Source organism: Arthrobacter sp. NPDC056691 (genome assembly GCF_042791415.1).
Lineage (GTDB): Bacteria > Actinomycetota > Actinomycetes > Actinomycetales > Micrococcaceae > Arthrobacter.
The window spans coordinates 1-18214 of the sequence record NZ_JBHTXX010000055.1 but is presented as its reverse complement, the minus strand read 5'-3'; the positions used below and the strand labels follow the sequence as shown (position 1 = coordinate 18214).

Annotated in this window: 14 protein-coding genes and 2 tRNA genes; 6 read left to right on the top strand and 10 right to left on the bottom strand. The window is 68.1% G+C overall.

Going from position 1 to position 18214, the window contains the following annotated elements; translation table 11 throughout:
* Positions 1-69 precede the first annotated feature (69 nt).
* The 3 genes from ACFRAU_RS25565 to ACFRAU_RS25555 all read right to left on the bottom strand — a co-directional run bounded on the left by ACFRAU_RS25565 (position 70) and on the right by ACFRAU_RS25555 (position 3119).
* The gene (locus ACFRAU_RS25565) at positions 70-1641 is read right to left on the bottom strand and encodes a Na+/H+ antiporter (RefSeq protein ID WP_378001955.1); all 1572 of its coding nucleotides are present in this window, start codon (positions 1639-1641) and stop codon (positions 70-72) included.
* A gap of 232 nt (positions 1642-1873) precedes the next feature.
* Positions 1874-2533 carry an NAD(P)H-binding protein gene (locus tag ACFRAU_RS25560; protein ID WP_378001954.1) on the bottom strand — a complete coding sequence of 220 codons (660 nt, stop codon included), beginning with the start codon at positions 2531-2533 and terminating at the stop codon, positions 1874-1876.
* Between the two features lie 22 nt (positions 2534-2555).
* Positions 2556-3119, bottom strand: coding sequence for a dihydrofolate reductase family protein (locus ACFRAU_RS25555; RefSeq protein ID WP_378001953.1), 564 nt, complete (start codon positions 3117-3119; stop codon positions 2556-2558).
* 198 nt (positions 3120-3317) lie between these two features.
* On the opposite strand from ACFRAU_RS25555, the gene ACFRAU_RS25550 reads away from it, so the two are divergent.
* Entirely contained in the window at positions 3318-3878 is a 561-nt protein-coding gene (locus ACFRAU_RS25550; protein WP_378001952.1) for an HNH endonuclease family protein, read from the top strand.
* Positions 3879-4040: 162 nt separating this feature from the next.
* Here ACFRAU_RS25550 and ACFRAU_RS25545 read toward each other — a convergent pair.
* The 4 genes from ACFRAU_RS25545 to ACFRAU_RS25530 form a co-directional block, all read right to left on the bottom strand.
* A tRNA-Met gene (locus ACFRAU_RS25545) sits at positions 4041-4114 on the bottom strand.
* A 61-nt stretch (positions 4115-4175) separates the two neighbouring features.
* Positions 4176-4247, bottom strand: a tRNA-Thr gene (locus tag ACFRAU_RS25540).
* Between the two features lie 283 nt (positions 4248-4530).
* A complete protein-coding gene (locus ACFRAU_RS25535; protein WP_378001951.1) occupies positions 4531-6603 on the bottom strand; it encodes a DEAD/DEAH box helicase in 2073 nt (690 codons plus the stop codon).
* A 490-nt stretch (positions 6604-7093) separates the two neighbouring features.
* A complete protein-coding gene (locus ACFRAU_RS25530) occupies positions 7094-7747 on the bottom strand; it encodes an MOSC domain-containing protein (protein WP_377997309.1) in 654 nt (217 codons plus the stop codon).
* A 196-nt stretch (positions 7748-7943) separates the two neighbouring features.
* Here ACFRAU_RS25530 and ACFRAU_RS25525 point away from each other — a divergent pair, with 196 nt between their 5' ends.
* The 5 genes from ACFRAU_RS25525 to ACFRAU_RS25505 all read left to right on the top strand — a co-directional run bounded on the left by ACFRAU_RS25525 (position 7944) and on the right by ACFRAU_RS25505 (position 14398).
* Entirely contained in the window at positions 7944-8663 is a 720-nt protein-coding gene (locus ACFRAU_RS25525) for a Tat pathway signal protein (protein WP_378001950.1), read from the top strand.
* A 2-nt stretch (positions 8664-8665) separates the two neighbouring features.
* Positions 8666-9886 carry a glutathionylspermidine synthase family protein gene (locus ACFRAU_RS25520; RefSeq protein ID WP_378001949.1) on the top strand — a complete coding sequence of 407 codons (1221 nt, stop codon included), beginning with the start codon at positions 8666-8668 and terminating at the stop codon, positions 9884-9886.
* On the top strand, positions 9883-11406 hold the full coding sequence (locus ACFRAU_RS25515) for an APC family permease (RefSeq protein ID WP_378001948.1): 1524 nt from the start codon (positions 9883-9885) through the stop codon (positions 11404-11406). The genes ACFRAU_RS25520 and ACFRAU_RS25515 overlap by 4 nt, the downstream gene beginning before the upstream one ends.
* A gap of 38 nt (positions 11407-11444) precedes the next feature.
* On the top strand, positions 11445-12665 hold the full coding sequence (locus ACFRAU_RS25510; protein ID WP_378001947.1) for an acyl-CoA dehydrogenase family protein: 1221 nt from the start codon (positions 11445-11447) through the stop codon (positions 12663-12665).
* 101 nt (positions 12666-12766) lie between these two features.
* A complete protein-coding gene (locus ACFRAU_RS25505) occupies positions 12767-14398 on the top strand; it encodes a phospholipase D family protein (protein WP_378001946.1) in 1632 nt (543 codons plus the stop codon).
* Positions 14399-14457: 59 nt separating this feature from the next.
* On the opposite strand, the gene ACFRAU_RS25500 is transcribed toward ACFRAU_RS25505, so the two are convergent.
* From ACFRAU_RS25500 to ACFRAU_RS25490, 3 genes are all read right to left on the bottom strand, one after another.
* Positions 14458-15201 (bottom strand): SDR family oxidoreductase, encoded by a 744-nt coding sequence (locus ACFRAU_RS25500; RefSeq protein WP_378001945.1) that lies wholly within the window; start codon positions 15199-15201, stop codon positions 14458-14460.
* Entirely contained in the window at positions 15198-16589 is a 1392-nt protein-coding gene (locus ACFRAU_RS25495) for a glycosyltransferase 87 family protein (RefSeq protein WP_378001944.1), read from the bottom strand. Before ACFRAU_RS25495 ends, ACFRAU_RS25500 begins: the two co-directional genes overlap by 4 nt.
* A gap of 89 nt (positions 16590-16678) precedes the next feature.
* Entirely contained in the window at positions 16679-18007 is a 1329-nt protein-coding gene (locus ACFRAU_RS25490) for an MFS transporter (RefSeq protein WP_378001943.1), read from the bottom strand.
* Positions 18008-18214: the final 207 nt, after the last annotated feature.

The window sequence follows — 18214 nt, the reverse complement described above, 5'->3', positions numbered from 1 at the left end:
CGTACACTTAAGCCCCGCACCCGCCGGGGCTTAAGTGTACGTTCGCGCTCTCCTACTCCGGCACGATCCCTACTCCGGCATGATCATGGTCCGCAGGTCGAGCTGGCGCAGCACCCGGTCCGCCACCTCGGGATCCATGTCCGGTTCGCTGCGGGCCGCGACGACTTCCTGCCGCGCGGCGTCCAGGGCAATGGTCTGGACCGTGATGGCCAGCTCCCGGCCCCGCTCACGCTTCTCGGCCAGGCTCTCGTTGCGGAGGCTGCCATCCAGCAGCTCGGCATGGAGCCGGGTCATCTTCTCCTTCACCAGCGCCACCTTCTCCGGCGGCAGCTCCTTCACAAGCTCGTTGACCTTCAGCGCGGCCACGGCGGCCGCCTGCGCACGGCGGGCAAGCAGCCGTGCTGCGTCGCGTTCCTCGGTGCCGTCCTGGGACGCGTTCAGAACCCTCATCAGCCACGGCAGGGTCAGGCCCGGCAGCACCAGGGTGGCCAGCAGGACCGCGCATGCCGTGACGAGCACCTGGTCCCGCGCCGGGAACGGCGTGCCGTCCGCGAGCGCAACCGGGAGGGCCAGCGCCAGGGCCAGGGTGGCCAGCCCGCGCATGCCGCACCAGGTCAGGATTAGGACCTCCTTGGCGGAGGTCGGCTGCAGCAGGTTCTTCCGTTTGCGGGCGGACACCGCCAGCAGACCCAGCCAGCCGAACCGGACGGCGAACACCAGGATGCAGACCACGACGGCGGTCCCCGCCATCCCGAAGATCGCTGAACCTTCCGTGCGAACCACATCCTGGATCTCGAGCCCCACGAGCCCGAAGGCAAGCCCCGTCACCAGCAGCTCCACCACGTCCCAGAAGGCCGTCCGGGTCACCCGCTCGGCGGCATCCTGCGGGCGGGTGTGCCGCTGCATCTCCAAGGCGGTGACCACGACGGCGATCACCCCGGACGCGTGGAACTCCTCCGCCAGGATGTAGGCGGCAAACGGCACCACCAGGGTCACGGCGCTGCGGGCCACCATGGACGCCACCAGCCGGGTGATCAGCGACGTCAGCCAGCCCATGGCGATCCCGACCACGACGGCAAGTGCCGCCCCCACGATGAACTTGAGGACGACGTCGGGCCCTATCCTGGTGCCGCCGACGGCGGCGGCCACAGCTGCCTGGAAGATGACGATGGCGGCTGCGTCGTTGAAGAGTCCTTCGCTCTGCAGCACCGTGATCAGCCGCCGGGGCATGTGCACGCGGCCGGCAACGGATTCCACCGCGACGGGGTCCGGCGGCGCCACCATGGCTCCCAGTGCGATGGCGGCCGGGATACCGATGCCGGGAATCATGAGCCACGCGGCGCCCGCGACCACAGCGGTGGAGATGACCACCAGGGCCACGGCGAGCATGATGAGGGTGCGCCACCGGACCCGGAAGACTGCCCAGGAGCTCCGCTGGGCGGTGGCGAACAGCAGCGGCGGGAGGAAGATCGGCAGGATCAGCTCCGGCGGGATCTCGATGTCCGGGAAGCCCGGGAAGAACGTCAGCGCCACGGCCAGGAGCAGCATCAGGACCGGGTAGGGCAGCCGCAGCCGGTCCCCGAGACCGACTGCCACCACGGTGGCAAGCAGCAGCCCTATGATGAGTGCCAACTGGTCCATGTGCCCACTTTCCCCGGAGTGCGCCACGCCTCGCACGGAGGGCGGCCGTGCCTTTCAACCCTACCGGGAACGCTCCGGCCCCTACGCCTGCCCCGGCGCAGCTGCCGCCGAACGCCGTCGCGGCGCTGCCGCCGCTGACCATCAGCGCGAACGTACAGTTAAGCCCCGCACCCGCCGGGGCTCAAGTGTGCGTTCGCGCTCCTGCTGGCAGGCCGGCTGGACCCGGGCAGGGCTACCGCAGGGCGTCCAGCGCGGCCGCCACCGGCTGGGTGCCGTCGCGGAATTCGATGGTCCGGCCAGCGGTTCCCGGCAGGTCAAGCACCGCGGCGGCGACGATGGCCACGTTGGCTCGCGAGGTCTGCGTCCCGGAACCGGCGTCGGCGGGATTCACGTCGATCAGCCCGTCCCCCGGCCCTTCGGTCAGCGTACCCGGCCCCAGGATGGTCCAGTCGAGCTTGGTGCCGCGGAGGTACCCGTCGGCGGCGGCCTTGGCTTCGGCATACGCGTGGAAGCTGTGCCCCTCGGGAACCCCGTGGTCCGGGCCCGCGCCAAAGTAGGAGACCATCACATAGCGGCCGACGCCGGCCTCCGCGGCCGCGTCCATGGAACGGATGGCGGCGTCGCGGTCCACCGCATACGTGCGGGACGGGTTCCCTCCCCCGGCGCCTGCTGACCAGACCACGGCGTCGTGGTTCTTGAACGCGGCGGCGATCTCCGCCGTCGTCGAGTTTTCAACGTCAAGGACCGCCGGCGATGCACCGGTGGCGGCGACGTCCGCCGAATGGTCCGGGTTGCGGACGAAGGACGTGACGCTGTGCCCCTGTTCCGTGAGGAGGGCGGACAGATGCAGGGCCACCTTGCCGTGGCCGCCGATGATTGCGATACGGGTCATGCCCCCATTGTGTCCCATCCGGTCAGTCAGTCCGGTTGGCGTAGCGGAGGAACACGGTGCCGTTGCCGAACCGCCGCTCCTCGAGCAGCTCCAGCCGCAGCCGGACGTCATCCGGGAGGAAGCGCTTGCCGCCGCCCACCGCCACGGGCGAGAGGAACATCTGGAACTCGTCCACCAGCCCCGCCCGGATGGCGGCCGCGGCCAACTCCGCGCCGCCCACCGCCAGGTCCCGGCCGGCGTCGGCTTTGAGCCGCCGGACGGCGTCGGCGCTGAACTCCCGCTCGATCCGGGTCCGGGCGGTGCTCACGTCCTTCAGGGTGCGGGAGAAGACCACCTTGTCCGCTGCCTGCCAGAGGTCCGCGAAGTCCCGGATGTAGCCGGGAATCTCGCCGAAGTCCTCCGGATGCTCCCACGCCGCCATCACCTCGTACATCCGGCGGCCGAGCAGGTGGGTTCCCGCCGTCCGCATCAGCTCGTTGACGAAGGTATGGACCTCGGCGTCCGGCTCGGCCCAGTCGAAGTTGCCGTCCCGGTCCGCGATGTACCCGTCAAGGGACATGAGTCCCAAGTAGATCAGCCTGGCCATGTCCGCTCCTGTTGTCCGCCTGCGGTGTGCAGTCCGACCTTAGGGTCAAGCCGCCCGGATGACAACGGTTGCGCCGGTTCCGGAACCATCCGCAGCCTTCCCACAGGATTGCATCAATCACTCCGGCCTGCACGCTGGGCCGTTCAAGCAGGCACGACGCCGGATGGCTGCCCACGCTGCGTCCGTCACGTCAGGCATTTGGATCCGGTCGCTGTCCGCGCCCTCGCGGTGGCCGCGGAGAACAATGCCGGCTACGACCGGACCCGCTACTTCGGCACGTGGCTGGACACCAACCGCGACTGCCAGAACACCCGGGCCGAGGTCCTGCTGCAGGAGGCGAAGGCCGCCGCGACGTACACCAGCGCGCGCCGGTGCACCGTGCGGACGGGCCGCTGGGTCACCAGGTGGGACAACCGCACGCACACCGTGGCGTCAGCCGTGGAGATCGATCACACGGTGCCCGTCCACGAGGCGTGGGGCTCCGGCGCCCGCTCCTGGTCACAGGCGCGCCGGGTGGCGTTCTACAACGACCTCGGCGACGGCCGGTCCCTGAACGCGCAGACGGCCTCGCTGAACTCCGCCAAGCAGGCCAAGGGTCCGGAGGCATGGATGCCGCCGGCGAACAAGTGCGAATACATCGGCAACTGGATCGCCGTGAAGATCCGGTGGGGCCTGCGGGCGGACAGCGCCGAGAAGGCAGCCCTGATCCGATGGGCTGACTCGTGCCCGAACGTGCGCATCAGCGTCACCAAGGCTTAGGGCCACCGGGTCACGGGGCCGGTCCAGGACGGAAGCAGTCCAAGATGGGGCACTTTGACACGGGACACGCCGCCCGCCGTCGTGTCCGTAAGTCGGCTGGTGCCGCGCTCGCCAAAAACAAAAGCAGGCCAGGGGCTGAATGCCTCTGGCCTGCAGATTCGGTAGCGGTGGGGAGGCTCGATCTCCCGACCTCACGATTATGAGTCGTGCGCTCTAACCAACTGAGCTACACCGCCACGAATGAGAAAAACCTGTGTCAAGCCGGTCAAGACCGCCTTGACACAGGCCCTCATTCCGAGCCCCCCACCGGAATCGATCCGGTGACCTCGTTCTTACCAAGAACGCGCTCTACCACTGAGCTAGGGGGGCAACGAGTAAATACTCTACCCGAAGATTTCACACTCAACAAATCGGCGGCGGAACGGGGTTCCCTGGCCCGAAAAACCGCGGAAATACAGGCCCGAAGCGGGATCCGGGCCCCCTCTGGACGCCCCTCCCGGGCCTATCGGGACGCAGATGTGACGAAGCGTACACGCGGGCCAGGTGGAACGGCTTAAATAGAGACAGGCCGGCTGATCAGCCGGCCTGTCTCTATTCGGATGCGGGATTCACCACAGCGCCATTCATCGCGCGAATTACCGCGAGGGGGTGGTTACCACTTGCCCTTGCGGTTGAAGTCGCGGTGGCCGCCTTCGCTGCCGTGGCGGGGCTTGCGTGCGCCATCACCGTGCCCGCCGAAGCGGGAGTCGCTGGACTGGCCCCGGTCGCCGCCGAAGCCGCGCTCGGAACGCTCGCTGTACGCACGGCCGCCGCGGTCAGCGGAGGAACGCTCGCCGTCGTTCTTGCGGAATTCCTTCTTGAAGCCGCCGTTGCCCTTGAAGTTGCCGCCGCGGCCACCGCCCTGGTAGCCACCGCGGTCACCACGATCGCCGCGGTCACCGGAGGGCTTGCGGCCGCTGTCGAGCTCAAGGTGGATCAGCTCGCCGCCGATGCGGGTGCGGGACAGGGCGCGCAGCTGCTCGGGGCTCAGGTCCGCGGGAAGCTCCACGAGGGAGTGGTCCGAGCGGATGTCGATGCCGCCGATCTGCGACGAGGAGATTCCGCCTTCGTTGGCAATAGCACCCACGATGGAACCCGGCATGACACGCTGGCGCCGTCCCACCGCGATCCGGTAGGTGGCGTTGCCTTCGGTAAGCGCACGGGTCGGGCCGCGCGAGCCGAAGCCGTCCTTGGAACGTTCGCGCTTCTGGAACTCGGGAGCAGCAGGCAGTTCCTTGACCAGGAGCGGCTGTCCGCCCTGGGCCATGACGGCCAGTGCCGCAGCGATTTCTGCTGCCGGCACGTTGTGTTCCTCCTCGTAGGAAGCGATGAGGTCGCGGAATGCCGCCACGTCCTCGGACTCAAGCGTCTCGGTGATCTTGTCAGCGAACTTGCCCAGGCGCAGCGAGTTGACTGTCTCCGCCGTCGGCAGGTGCATCTGCTCCACCGGCTGCCGCGTGGCCTTCTCAATGGAACGCAGCAGGTACTTCTCCCGGGGCGTCATGAAGAGGATCGCGTCGCCGGAACGGCCGGCACGGCCGGTGCGGCCGATCCGGTGCACGTAGGACTCGGTGTCGTGCGGGATGTCGTAGTTGACCACGTGGCTGATGCGCTCAACGTCAAGGCCGCGGGCGGCGACGTCGGTGGCAACCAAGATGTCGATGCGTCCTTCCTTCAGCGCGTCAACAGTGCGTTCGCGCTGCTGCTGCGGGATGTCACCGTTGATGGCGGCAGCCTGGAAGCCGCGCGCACGCAGCTTGTCGGCGAGGTCCTCGGTGGCCATCTTGGTGCGCACGAAGGCAATGACGCCGTCGAACTCTTCGACCTCGAGGATGCGGGTCATGGCATCGAGCTTGTGCGGGCCCATCACCTGCAGGTAACGCTGGCGGGTGTTGGCGCCGGTGGTGGTCTTGGACTTGACCTGGACCTCGGCAGGGTTGTTCAGGTACTGCTTGGACATCCGGCGGATCTGGCTCGGCATGGTGGCCGAGAAGAGCGCCACCTGGCGGGTTTCCGGGGTCTGCTGGAAGATCTGCTCCACGTCTTCAGCGAAGCCCATGCGCAGCATCTCGTCCGCTTCGTCCAGCACCAGGTACTGAAGTTCGGAGAGGTCCAGGGAGCCCTTGGCGATGTGGTCGATCACACGGCCGGGGGTACCCACAACAACCTGGGCACCGCGGCGCAGGCCGGCCAGCTGCGGGCCGTAGGCGGAGCCGCCGTAGACGGGGAGGACAGTGAAGTCGTCCATGTGCTTGGCGTACGAGGTGAAGGCCTCGGCAACCTGGAGCGCCAGCTCACGGGTCGGTGCGAGGACCAGGGCCTGCGTCTTGCGGGAGGGGCCGTTGAGGTCGTGGAGTTCGGCCAGCCGGGACAGTGCCGGTACTGCGAATGCTGCAGTCTTACCGGTACCGGTCTGGGCCAGGCCGACTACGTCGCGGCCTTCGAGCAGCAGCGGGATGGTGGCTGCCTGGATGGGCGAGGGCTTTTCGTAGCCGACGTCCTGCAAGGCGGCGAGGACCCGGCCGTCGAGGCCAAGGTCGGTGAAGCGAACGCCTTCTTCTTCCGGCTCGGCTGCAGCGGGGGCTGCGGCCTCGGCGGGCTCGGCTACGGGAACAGCAGCCTCGGTGAATTCGATGTTGGCGGTTTCGGCGGTCGCCTCGGTGGCGTCGTCGTGATTTTCGGGCATAGGGAAATATTCCTCATCCATAGGGGGCCAGGCGGCACAACCCGAGGTGAGCGGAGCCGCAGTACTTGTGCCGTGGGCGCCGGGCATTCATTGACCGGCCGGTCACGTCGAAGTCCGGCGCTTTCGCAATCCCGTGGCAGGACTTCGCACTGCATCTCTTGGCTGCTATCCCAGCAGTCTGTACAGCGTTTTCTTCAGCCGGCTCTCCCTATGAAACTGCCCGCATCACATTTGCGGGCCCCAACACTTGCCAGTCCTGCCTCAAAAATTGGGCAGGAATAAGGGATTTCCGGAGTGGGGGATGTTTCCAGTGTAGGGCATGACAGCGCATGCGGACGAACCGAGGGCCCGGCGGGGGCGGTGAGCTTGCGCACACGCGGCATTTTTGCCCCGGTTTCCGCGCCGATGCAGTCCTGCGCCCGCGCCGATTCAGGAGGGCGTCCACCCCGGCCGGCTGAAAGCGGTGCAGAAACGCGGCAGTACCGCCGGTCTAGCCGCCGACGCGGCGGAGCATCTGCTCGAACCGGTCGTGGTACTCGGGCTGCAGCCGGATTTCACCATCGGCCTCGGCATCGCGCAGGGCCTCGATGGCGTCGACGTCGGGCTCGCTGAACCAGCGGCCGATTGTCACCCCATGCTTGGGCACGAAGAGTCGGTGGATGTGGTCGCCCGCCTGCACGGATCCGGTCTTGACGACGCGCAGGTAGGCGCCCACCCGGCCGGCCTGTGTGAACCGCTTGACCCACTGGGCCTCGTCCATGCGCCGCTGGAAGGTCGCGCACGGAACACGCGGCGAGGTGACCTCAACCTCAACATCCAGCCCGATCCGCCAACGTTCACCGATGACGGCGCCAGTGGTTTCGATCCCTGCGACGCGCATGTTCTCCCCGAAGATCCCCGGCGGCAGTTCGCGCTGCAGCTCACCGATCCAGTAGTCGGCGTCGGCCTGGGAATAGGCGTAGAGCGCCTGGTCCTCTCCCCCGTGGTGGATGCGGCTGGCCTGGACGTCACCGTGCAAACCGAGCTTGTGCACCTTCACCGGCCCGTCCACGGGGCGCTTGTCGATGGCGGTGACGCCCACGCTTCCCTCGTCCGGAAGGAGCTGGTGGACCCGGCAAACGGCAAGAAGAGTAGCTGTGTGCATGGCACCAGTCTAGGTTCTCGGCCTGACCAGCGCTTTTGGTGTTTCCGGCGGGACGGTGGGGTGTGGAAATTTATTCACCGCAGCACCCACCAGCCACTAGGCTTGCTGCAGTATTCACCGGCTGCACGGACAGCCGGTTCCGCCGGCCGCAGCCATGCGTTCCGGCCACCACCAGCATGGAGCAGCAGGGGGAACCATGGACCCGGAGAAGGACCCGAGCAAGGACGCCGACGGGCCCCGGCACGACGACGTGACCGGCGGAAACGACGGCAGGTCCGGCGGGGGCGTCCCGTCGGGCGGTCCGGCCAAGCCGCCGCCCTGGCAGGTGCCCAAGCCCGAGCTCCACCCGGAGCTGCTGGCCCCCGGCACGCAGGGACAGGAAGGACCCGGGAAACCAGGCAAGGGAAAACCCCGTAGCGGAACCCGGGGCAAGGCAACCACCGGCCCCGGGCACCCGAGCGAAACTGGCGTCCCCCAGCCCAGCCCCGTCTTCGATCCGTTCGCCCGCGACCGCGAGCGCGACGCGGCGGCCCGGAAGAAGCGATCGCAGCGCCGCACGGTGGTGGTGGGCCTCGGTGTCACGGCCCTTCTGGCGGGCACCATCACCGCGATCGTGGCCAGCAATGAGCAGGACCCCGACTACGCCCAGGTCTGCTTCAACGAGCAAACCGGCGAGCGCGTCGAGGACACCCAGTGCAACAGCTCGGCCGGCCGCGGCGGCGCCCTCTATGCCTGGTACTTCTATGCCCGCGGTGCCAGCGTCCCGGGCATCGGCCAGAACCGGACGGCCTACCCGAATTTCACCAGGACAGTGCCACAGGGGGCCAAGACGTCCTCGGGGTACAGCAGCAAAGGCGGCACGGTCAGCAGGGGCGGCTTCGGCAGCAGCTCCAAGGGCGGAAGCACGGGAGGCTAGGCGTGAAGCGGTTACTCTCGGAGCCCCGGCCGGACTGGAAGCAGAAGATCGAGGAACAGGGCCTGGTGTTCTCCACCACCACCCTTCCCGGCGGCAAGAAGATCGAGTACTGGAACGAGGCCGCCTACTACGAATTCACCATGGACGAGGTGGAGGCGCTGGAGATCACGGCCGAGGACATGCACAGGATGTGCCTGGAGGCCGCGAAGTTCCTGGCCACGGGCGCCATGGGCCCCATCGGCATCGGCCCGCAGGCCCTCGAGCTGGCCGCCGAGTCGCTGCAGGCCGGGGACCAGGACATCTACGGCCGCTTCGATTTCATCTATGACGGCCAGGGCGGCGCGGCCAAGATGCTTGAGTACAACGCGGACACGCCCACCGGCCTCATCGAGGCGGCCGTGGCGCAGTGGTTCTGGCTGCAGGATGTCTTCCCGGAGAAGGACCAGTGGAACGGCATCCACGAGGCACTGATCCGGCAGTGGAAGAAGCTGCAGTACCGCACGGGAATGAGCACCTTGCACGTGGCCCACTCCGAAGCCGAGGAATCGGGTGAGGACTGGATGACGGCCGCCTACATGCGCGACGTTGCCAGCCAGGCCGGGTGGACCACCATCGGCATCAACATGTCCGACATCGGCTGGGACCCGAACCTGAACCGCTTCGTGGACATGGACAACTTCATGATCAGCACCATCTTTAAGCTCTACCCCTGGGAGCTGATGATGAAGGAGCCGTTCGGCCACCGCCTGCTGCAGCGCTCGCACAATCCCCGCTGGGTGGAGCCAGCCTGGAAAATGCTGCTGTCCAACAAGGCACTCCTGGCCGCCCTGTGGCACCTCTACCCCGACCACCCGAACCTGCTGCCCGCCTACCTCAACGACCCCGGACCTTTGAAGGAGTGGGTGGCCAAGCCGCTGCACGGCCGCGAAGGCGACAACATCCGGATCCATGCGGAGGGCATCAGCCTGGAGAAGCCCGGCGGATACGGCCGCGAAGGCTGGTGCTACCAGCAGTACCATTCCCTGCCCGACTTCGACGGCAACCATCCCGTCCTGGGCCTGTGGGTGGTGGACGGCGAATCGGTGGGCTGCGGCATCCGCGAGTCCGACGGGCCGGTCACCGACTACTTCTGCCGCTTCGTCCCCAACACCATTGACGCGCCGGCGCCGCTGAGCGTCCAGGCGGCACAAGCCAACGCGAACAAGGCAGGGATAGCCCTATGAAAACCCGAACGACGACGGCGGCCGGCGGCGCCGCGAACCAGCCCGGCGGTGCCGTCCCCGGCAAGGGACTCCGCGCCGGGATCCTGGACCTTGGCGACTCCGTGATGCTGGGCCTCGCCTCCACCGCGCCGGTCTACTCGCTGGCCGCGACGCTGGGGCTGATCGTGGCCGTCAACGGGAACTACACCCCGCTGATCCTGGTCCTGGGCTTCGTTCCCGTCCTGTTCATCGCCTACGCCTTCCGCGAACTCAACAGCGCCATGCCGGACTGCGGCACCACGTTCATCTGGGCCCGCCGCGCCTTCGGCCCCTGGGCGGGATGGCTGGGCGGCTGGGGCATGGCCCTGGCCGGCGTGGTGGTCCTGGCCAACCTGGCACAGGTGGCGGGCCAGTACGTGTGGCTGCTCATCGGCGACGGGTCACTGGCGGGGAACAAGGCAGTGGTGACCGCCACCGGCGTCGTTTTCATCGCCTTCATGACCCTCGTCAACTACCGCGGGATCCGGCTGGGTGAGCACGTCCAGCGGACCCTGACGTACGTCCAGTACATCTCGCTGGGCATCTTCGCGGTGGCGATCATCCTCCGGATAGCGGGCCTGACAGGCGGGGCACCGACGGGCCAGCCGTTCGACGCCGAATGGTTCAACCCGGCCGGGGCGTTCGCCGATCCCGGGGCGGTGGTGCACGGCATCCTGCTGGCCCTGTTCATCTACTGGGGCTGGGACACGTGCCTGGCGGTGAACGAGGAAACCGAGAACCCGGCCACCACCCCGGGCCGCGGCGCGGTTATTTCGGCGTTCGTGCTGGTGGCCATTTACGTCTCGGTGGCGCTGCTGGTGATGATGTACGCGTCCGTGGGGTCGGAGGGAATCGGGCTGGCCAACGCCGACAACCAGGACGACGTGTTCCTCGCGATGAAGGACGTGGTGCTGGGTCCCTGGGGCTGGCTGATCGTGGTGGCGGTGCTGGCGTCCGTGCTGTCCTCCACCCAGACCACCATCCTCCCCACCGCCCGCGGCACCCTGTCCATGGGCGTCCACCGGGCCCTGCCGCCGAAGTTCGGGGAGGTCCACGAGCGGAACCAGACCCCTGGCTTCTCCACCCAGGTGATGGGCGCCGCGGCCATCGTGTACTACGTGGCCATGAGCTACCTCAGCGAGAACCTGCTGTCCGATTCCATCAGTTCCATCAGCCTGTTCATCGCCTTCTACTACGCCCTCACCGGCTTTGCCTGCGCCTGGTACTTCCGGGACACGCTGCGGAAGTCCGCGCGCAACCTGTGGTTCCGCGGCATCCTCCCGCTGCTCGGGGCGCTGCTGCTGACCGCGGCGTTCTTTATCTCTGCGGCGCAGATGTGGGATCCGGCCTACGGGAACACGCAGATCTTCGGCGTCGGCGGGGCCTTCGTCAGCGGAGTGGTGCTGCTGGCCCTCGGCGTAGTGCTGGCCGCTGTCTGCCGGTTCCTGCCCTCAACCCGCGGGTACTTCCTGGGCAGCAACCAGGTTCCCGCGGGCCGGTAGTCCCCCGGCACGGCCGCACAGGCACGTAGGATGCTGCAATGAGCGATGATGCCCTTGATCCTGCGGAAGCTTCGGCCGAGTACGGCCTCCCGGACCCTTCGGATGTCCTGGCGCTCGATTCCCTGCTGACTCCCGACGAGCTGGTCCTCCGGCAGCGGATCCGGGACTTCACCGACCAGCAGATCCGCCCCGACATCGCCGACTGGTACGAGCAGGGCGTCTTCCCGCTGCACCTGCCCGCGCAGCTCGGCGAGCTGGGCGTCCTGGGCATGCACCTCGAAGGCTACGGCTGCCCAGGCCGGTCCGCCGTCGAGTACGGCCTGGCCGCCATGGAGCTGGAAGCCGGCGATTCCGGGATCCGCACGTTCGTCTCGGTCCAGGGCTCCCTGGCGATGACCGCCATCCACAAATGGGGCTCAGAGGACCAGAAACAGGAGTGGCTCCCCCGGATGGCCGCCGGCGAGGTGATCGGCTGCTTCGCGCTGACGGAGCCGACTGCGGGCTCGGACCCGTCGTCGATGACCACCGTTGCGCGGCAGGACGGGAACGGCGAGGACGCCGGCTGGATCCTGGACGGCGCCAAACGGTGGATCGGGCTCGCCTCCGTCGCCGACGTGCTGGTGGTCTGGGCAAGGACCGACGACGGCGTCCGCGGCTTCCTCGTGCCCGCCGGCACAGCGGGCGTCACCGCCACCCCCATCGGGCAGAAACTGTCCATGCGCGCTTCCATCCAGTGCGATGTAACGTTCGACGGCGTCCGGCTGGGGCCGGAGGCACTGCTGCCGGGTGCGCGGGGACTAAGCGGCCCGTTCAGCTGCCTCAACGAGGCACGGTACGGCATCGCCTGGGGCGCCATGGGCGCGGCCCGCGACTCCTACGAGGCAGCGCTGCGGTATTCGATGGAGCGCCAGCAGTTCGGCAAGCCGCTGGCCGGGTACCAGCTGACGCAGGAGAAGCTCGTCAACATGCTGCTCGAGGTCCAGAAGGGCACCATGCTCGCCCTGCACCTGGGCCGGCTCAAGGACTCCGGCCACCTCCGGCCCGAGCAGATCTCGCTGGCCAAGCTGAACAACGTCCGCGAGGCCATCAAGGTGGCGCGGGAAGCCCGGACCATCCTGGGAGGCAACGGCATCACGCTGGACTATTCTCCCCTTCGGCACGCCGCCAACCTCGAGTCGGTGCGCACCTACGAAGGGACAGACGAGGTGCACACCCTAATCCTCGGCCAGCACATCACCGGGTTGCCGGCGTTCCGCTGAGGCGCTGTTTAGCTCTCGCCCCGGCGCATGGCCGGGAGCATACTGGGCACATGGCTGACGCTGACGATCCCCCGGCCCCAGTAAGGACCGGAGACCACCGAGTGGACAGCAGTACCGGCGCCTGGTTCTTGAGTGGCGCTGAGCGGGGGAATGCCGCCACCAGCGTGCATGCCGGCGGTGCCGAATCGCCGTCGTGGTCGGAAGGCAACCTCGTGCGGCCCCTCATTCACGGGGCCACCTACTTCGCCCGGTTGCTTGAGGAGCTGTCGGCCCTGGATCCGGGAGACCGCGTGTGGTTCACCGACTGGCGTGGCGATGCCGACGAGCGGCTGACGGCGGATGGACCGACGATCGGTGAGTTGCTGGCCGGGGTGGCCCGGGCCGGAGTGGAAGTGCGCGGCCTGATTTGGCGTTCCCACGGCGAGCGCGTGTCGGCCCCGATGAGCCGGCGGTCCAACGAGCTCCTCAGCCAACAGATCAACGACGCCGGCGGGGAGGTGCTGCTGGACCAGCGGGTGCGCCTCTTCGGCTGCCACCACCAGAAAATGGTCGTCATCCGCCGGCGGGACGACCCGTCGCGGGACGTCGCGTTCGTGGGCGGGATCGATCTTTCCCACAGCCGCCGGGACGATGCCGATCACGAAGGGGACCCGCAGGCGGTGGCCATGGATTCCCGGTATGGAAAAACACCGCCGTGGCACGATGCCGCGCTCGAACTCCGGGGCCCGGTCGTGGCAGATGTGCTGGAATTGTTCGCCGAACGGTGGAATGATCCCCATCCCCTGGACCGCCGGACACCGTACCGGATGCTGCTGCAACGTCTGGCCGATATGCCCCGGCACCCCGAACCGCTTCCGGCCACTGCGCCGCCCCCGCCGCCTGCGGGACCTCATGCCGTGCAGCTGCTGCGTACCTACGGTATGAAGCACCCGCCGTTCCCGTTCGCACCTGGCGGTGAGCGGAGCATCGCACGGGCCTACACGAAAGCCTTCGCCCGGGCCCGCTCGCTGATCTACATCGAGGACCAGTACCTGTGGTCTGAAGAGGTCGCGGCCGGCATCGCAACGGCCCTGGAACGCAACCCCGAGTTGAACGTAATCGCCGTCGTGCCGCGCTACCCGGACTCGGACGGCATTCTCGGGGGACCGCCCAAGCGGGTCGGGCAGATCCGTGCCATCAGCAGGATGCGGCGGGTTGCGCCCGACAGGGTCGGGGTGTTTGATCTGGAAAACCGTGCCGGGACTCCGATCTATGTGCATGCCAAGATCTGCATCATCGACGATGCCTGGTTCACCTGCGGATCGGACAACTTCAACCGTCGCTCCTGGACCACCGACAGCGAGCTCACCTGCGCCGTCATCGACACCACTGCCGCTCCTCCGGAACCGCCCACTTCAGACGCTGGGCAAGGGCCAAACGCGGTTTCCGGCGCTTCCCGGCCGTTGGCCTACGGGCTGCGGCTCCAGCTCTGGGCCGAACACCTGGGCCTGGACGAGGATGACCCTCAGCTCCACGCCCCGGCGGCCGGGCTGAAACTCTGGAACGCCTATGCCGACGCTCTGGACCATTGGCACGCAACAGGCCGCCGCACGCCCCGTCCCAAGGGACAGGTGCGCCACCACACTCCTGAGCCGGTGCCACCCCTTCAGCGTCTCTGGGCAGGCGCTGCAAACCGTCTCGTGGTGGACCCGGACGGCCGGCCCCGCCGGATGCGCGGCACTACACGGTTCTAGCGGCAGGACGCACTTCCCATGGCCGGGACCTGGGCCACCCCAAGGGTGCCCCGAAAGCGTCAGGCCGAGAACCCGCCGTCGGCCTTAATGAGCTGACCGGACACCCAGCGGCCTGCCGGGGACAGCAGGAATGCCACGGTTCCCGCCACGTCCGCGGGGGTTCCCAGCCTGCCGCCGGGCTGGCGCCGGGTCAGTTCTTCACGAAGCGGTCCGTCCATCCAGCCGGTGTCCACAGGCCCGGGATTCAGCACATTGGCTCTGATGCCCAGCGGTCCAAGCTCACGCGCTGCGGCGATGACGATCCGGTCCAGTGCCCCCTTGGACGCACCGTACGGCAGGTTGAACGCTGTGTGGTCACTGGTGAGCGCGACGATCGCGCCGCCGTCGTCCGTTGCCTGCTGCGCGAAGGCGCGGATCAGCTGCCAGCTGGCCCGGGTGTTCACGGCGAAGTGCCGCTCGAAGCTTTCAAGGCTGGTGTCCAGGATGCCCGAGTCGACGGATTCGGCGTGGCTGAGCACCATGCCGTGAAGAGCTCCTGCCTGCGCGGACACCTCTGCCATGAGCCGGTCCACGGCGCCGGGGTCCTGGAAGTTGGCGGCCAGCGCCACCACCTTGGAGCCGATGGCCTCCAGTTCGGCGGTGAGCCGGCCGACGTCGTCCGGCTGGATGCCCCAGGGCATGCGGGCGTCGTAGTCCTGCCAGTAGGTCAGCACCAGGTCCCAGCCGTCGGCGGCCAGCTGGCGGGCGATCCCCGCACCGATTCCGGCGAGGCGCCCCACGCCGGTGACCAGTGCTGTGCTCATTCGGCCAGCTCCGCCACGGCATCGCGCCGGAGGACCACGAGCCAGCACACCATGATGGCCAGCGCGCAGAACACCCCTGCGCTGGACGCCATGATCCATGGCCCCGGCGTCTGAAGGTCAAGGTTTTCGGCGCCCAGTGCCGTGCCGATGGTCTTCGGCGAGAACAGGAACACCACCGTGGACACGCCCAGGACGGCGCCCATTCCCCAGCGCGACAGCCGGTGGCGCTGGGGGGTTTCGCGCAGGGTCCAGGCGAACGCCGGAAGCACTGCCGCCATCCAGACCCAGTGGTGCGACCACGAGACGGGGCTGACCAGGAGCATGGTGAGTGCCGTCGCGGAAATGGCCACCACTCTGGCGCCCTGGCTGCTGGCGGTCCTGATGACGGCCGCGCTCAGACCCACAACCAGCAGGCTCAGGAGCATCCACGGCACGTCCACGACGTCCGCCGGCACACCGAAGTGGAGCAGGGCGCCCTTGATGGAGAGGTTGTCCACGTAGCCGGCGCCGCCGATCCGGGACGTGTCGGGAAGAATCTCCAGCCAGAAGCTGAGGGATTCGGCCGGGCGGAGCACCCAGCCGAGCAGCACCGTCAAGGCAAAGCCGGCGCCCATGTTCAGCAGTCCGCGCCAGTCCTTGCGCACCAGGAAATACAGGCCGAAGACCAGGGGCGTCAGCTTGATGCCGGCCGCCACGCCCACCAGGAAACCGCTGCCGGGAACGCCGTTCCGCCAGCGGGGGCTGCCGGACAGCAGGTCCGCCGTCATCAGTCCCAGCAGGAGGATGTTGATCTGGCCGAAGACCAGGGTTTCGCGCCACGGCCCCAGATTCAGGACAGCAAGAAAAAGCACGACGGCGCCGAGCCGGTTGAGTGCGGACCGCAACGTCGGGGAGGCAAAGGTGCTGCGCCAGCCCGGCTTGCTGTTCCAGTACCGGACACCGAGCGCCGCCACCCAGCCGGCCACCGCCACGCCGGCCGTGTTGAACAGCAGCAACGCGGTGGCCTGCGGCAGTTTCGCAAGCAGGCTGAAGAGGAGCGCCGCGAATGGCGGATAGGTGAAAGGCAGTTCCGGTCCGCCGGCCCAGTCCAAAGTGGGTTGGTAGAGGCCCGACGGCGCCGGGCCGGCGTCGTTAAGAATCTTGCCGCCGTACCAGTAGACGCTGAAGTCCAGGCCCTTGTCCGCCCAGGCGTCCAGGCGGCCCGCGACGAAAACGGCCGTCGCCAGTACGGCCAGAAGGACCACCAGTTCGACGGCGGCCAGGACGGGCCAGCGGCCGCGGAGCCGTGGTTCTGCAGGCTGCAGCAGACCGGAGGCCCGGCCGGGATCATCGGCGCCGGGTCCCCCGGCGGGTCTGTCGTCCTTTGGTCGGGCAGTAAGCAGTGCCATTCAGTGTCCCCCAGCTGTAGTCCGGCAATGTGCGCCTCGGGGACGCGTAGCGCGTTCTGCCGAAGGAGCCGCGCCCAGGGGCGCCCCGCTCAGTCTACTGAAGCAACTGCCACTGCTGTGGGCCGCCGCCGTCCGGCGTCTTTGCGGATGGTGGCGCTGATGACCGCGGCGATGGTGCACATTGCGGCCGCTCCCAGCCAGGCATACGTGTAGTGGCCGGTGGCGTCGCGGATGGCCCCGGCAGCCAGGGCGGCTGCGGCGGCACCGAGCTGGTGCGCCGCGAACACCCAGCCGAACACCACACTGCCGTCGGCGCCGAACACCTGGCGGCAGATCGCGGCGGTGGGCGGAACCGTGGCCACCCAGTCGAGGCCGTAGATCACCACGAACACGATCATGCTGGGCTGGACCGAGGAGCCCAGCAGCAGTGGAAGCACCAGAAGCCCGATTCCACGGAACTGGTAGTAGACGGCGAGCAGGATCCGGGGGTTGTAACGGTCGGTCAGCCACCCGGAGGCGATGGTGCCCAGGATGTCGAAGATCCCGACGACGGCGAGCAGGCCGTCCGCCGTCGTTTCCGGCATGCCGTGGTCATGGGCGGACGGGATGAAGTGGGTGCCGATCAGCCCGTTCGTGGTGGCGCCGCAGATGGCGAACCCGGCGGCGAGCGCCCAGAACGTGCGGTTCCGGCTGGCGGTCCGCAGCACCTGCAGCGCCCGGACGGCGGCGTTGCGGCGGGGTTCCGGGGCCGCCTCCGTCTTCCCGGCGGGGACCGCCTCCGTCTTCCCGGCGGGGGCCGCCCCTTCGGCGGTGGCCCCGGACGGTTCCTCTGCCCCGTAAGGCAACGCCCCGACGTCGGCCGGTGAGTTTTTCAGGAACTTCAGCACCAGCGGGACCACAGCCAGCGCCCCGGCGGCAATGAGCAGCGAGGCCTGGCGCCAGCCCGGATCCTGGGCGAGCAAGGCGATGAACGGCAGGAAGACCAGCTGCCCTGCGGCGCTGCCGGCGGTCAGAATGCCGATCACTAGGCCCCGGCTCTTGGTGAACCAGGTGTTGGCGATGGTCGCCGCGAACACCAGCGCCATGGAACCCGTGCCCAGGCCGATGAGCAGGCCCCAGGTGAGGAGGATCTGCCAGGACTGGTTGACCAGCACGGTCAGGGCGCTGCCGGCACCGATCAGTCCGAGCGCGACGGCGGTGACGGACCGGACGCCGAACCGCTCCATGAGGGCCGCGGCAAACGGGGCCGTGAGCCCGAACAGCACCAGGTTAATGCTCACCGCGGCAGACAGGACCGTGGTGGACCAGCCGAACTCCTGCTGCAGCGGCACCATGAGGACACCGGGCGCGGCACGGAATCCGGCGGCACCCACGAGCGCCAAAAACGCCACCGCCGCCACGGCCCACGCCGGATGCAACCGACGCCGCTTCTTCGGCCCCTCCTCTGGAGTTTCCGGGCCCTTCTCGAATGCCTTCGTCCCTTCCTCTGGAGTTTTTGTCCACGTATCGTCCTCTAAAGCCCCTTCAGGGCGCGATATCCCTCTGCGTCAGGCTGGTTGTGAGTCATTCATTTGTAGTGAAGGAGCAGCCGCGTGTCGTGGAGAAGCCAGGGTTTTACTCGTGAG

Excerpts from the sequence above, each read along its gene's own strand:
- ACFRAU_RS25565 (WP_378001955.1), bottom strand. The coding sequence starts at position 1,641 with ATGGACCAGTTGGCACTCATCATAGGGCTGCTGCTTGCCACCGTGGTG.
- ACFRAU_RS25560 (WP_378001954.1), bottom strand. The coding sequence starts at position 2,533 with ATGACCCGTATCGCAATCATCGGCGGCCACGGCAAGGTGGCCCTGCAT.
- ACFRAU_RS25555 (WP_378001953.1), bottom strand. The coding sequence starts at position 3,119 with ATGGCCAGGCTGATCTACTTGGGACTCATGTCCCTTGACGGGTACATC.
- ACFRAU_RS25535 (WP_378001951.1), bottom strand. The coding sequence starts at position 6,603 with ATGCCCGAAAATCACGACGACGCCACCGAGGCGACCGCCGAAACCGCC.
- ACFRAU_RS25530 (WP_377997309.1), bottom strand. The coding sequence starts at position 7,747 with ATGCACACAGCTACTCTTCTTGCCGTTTGCCGGGTCCACCAGCTCCTT.
- ACFRAU_RS25525 (WP_378001950.1), top strand. The coding sequence starts at position 7,944 with ATGGACCCGGAGAAGGACCCGAGCAAGGACGCCGACGGGCCCCGGCAC.
- ACFRAU_RS25515 (WP_378001948.1), top strand. The coding sequence starts at position 9,883 with ATGAAAACCCGAACGACGACGGCGGCCGGCGGCGCCGCGAACCAGCCC.
- ACFRAU_RS25510 (WP_378001947.1), top strand. The coding sequence starts at position 11,445 with ATGAGCGATGATGCCCTTGATCCTGCGGAAGCTTCGGCCGAGTACGGC.
- ACFRAU_RS25500 (WP_378001945.1), bottom strand. The coding sequence starts at position 15,201 with ATGAGCACAGCACTGGTCACCGGCGTGGGGCGCCTCGCCGGAATCGGT.
- ACFRAU_RS25495 (WP_378001944.1), bottom strand. The coding sequence starts at position 16,589 with ATGGCACTGCTTACTGCCCGACCAAAGGACGACAGACCCGCCGGGGGA.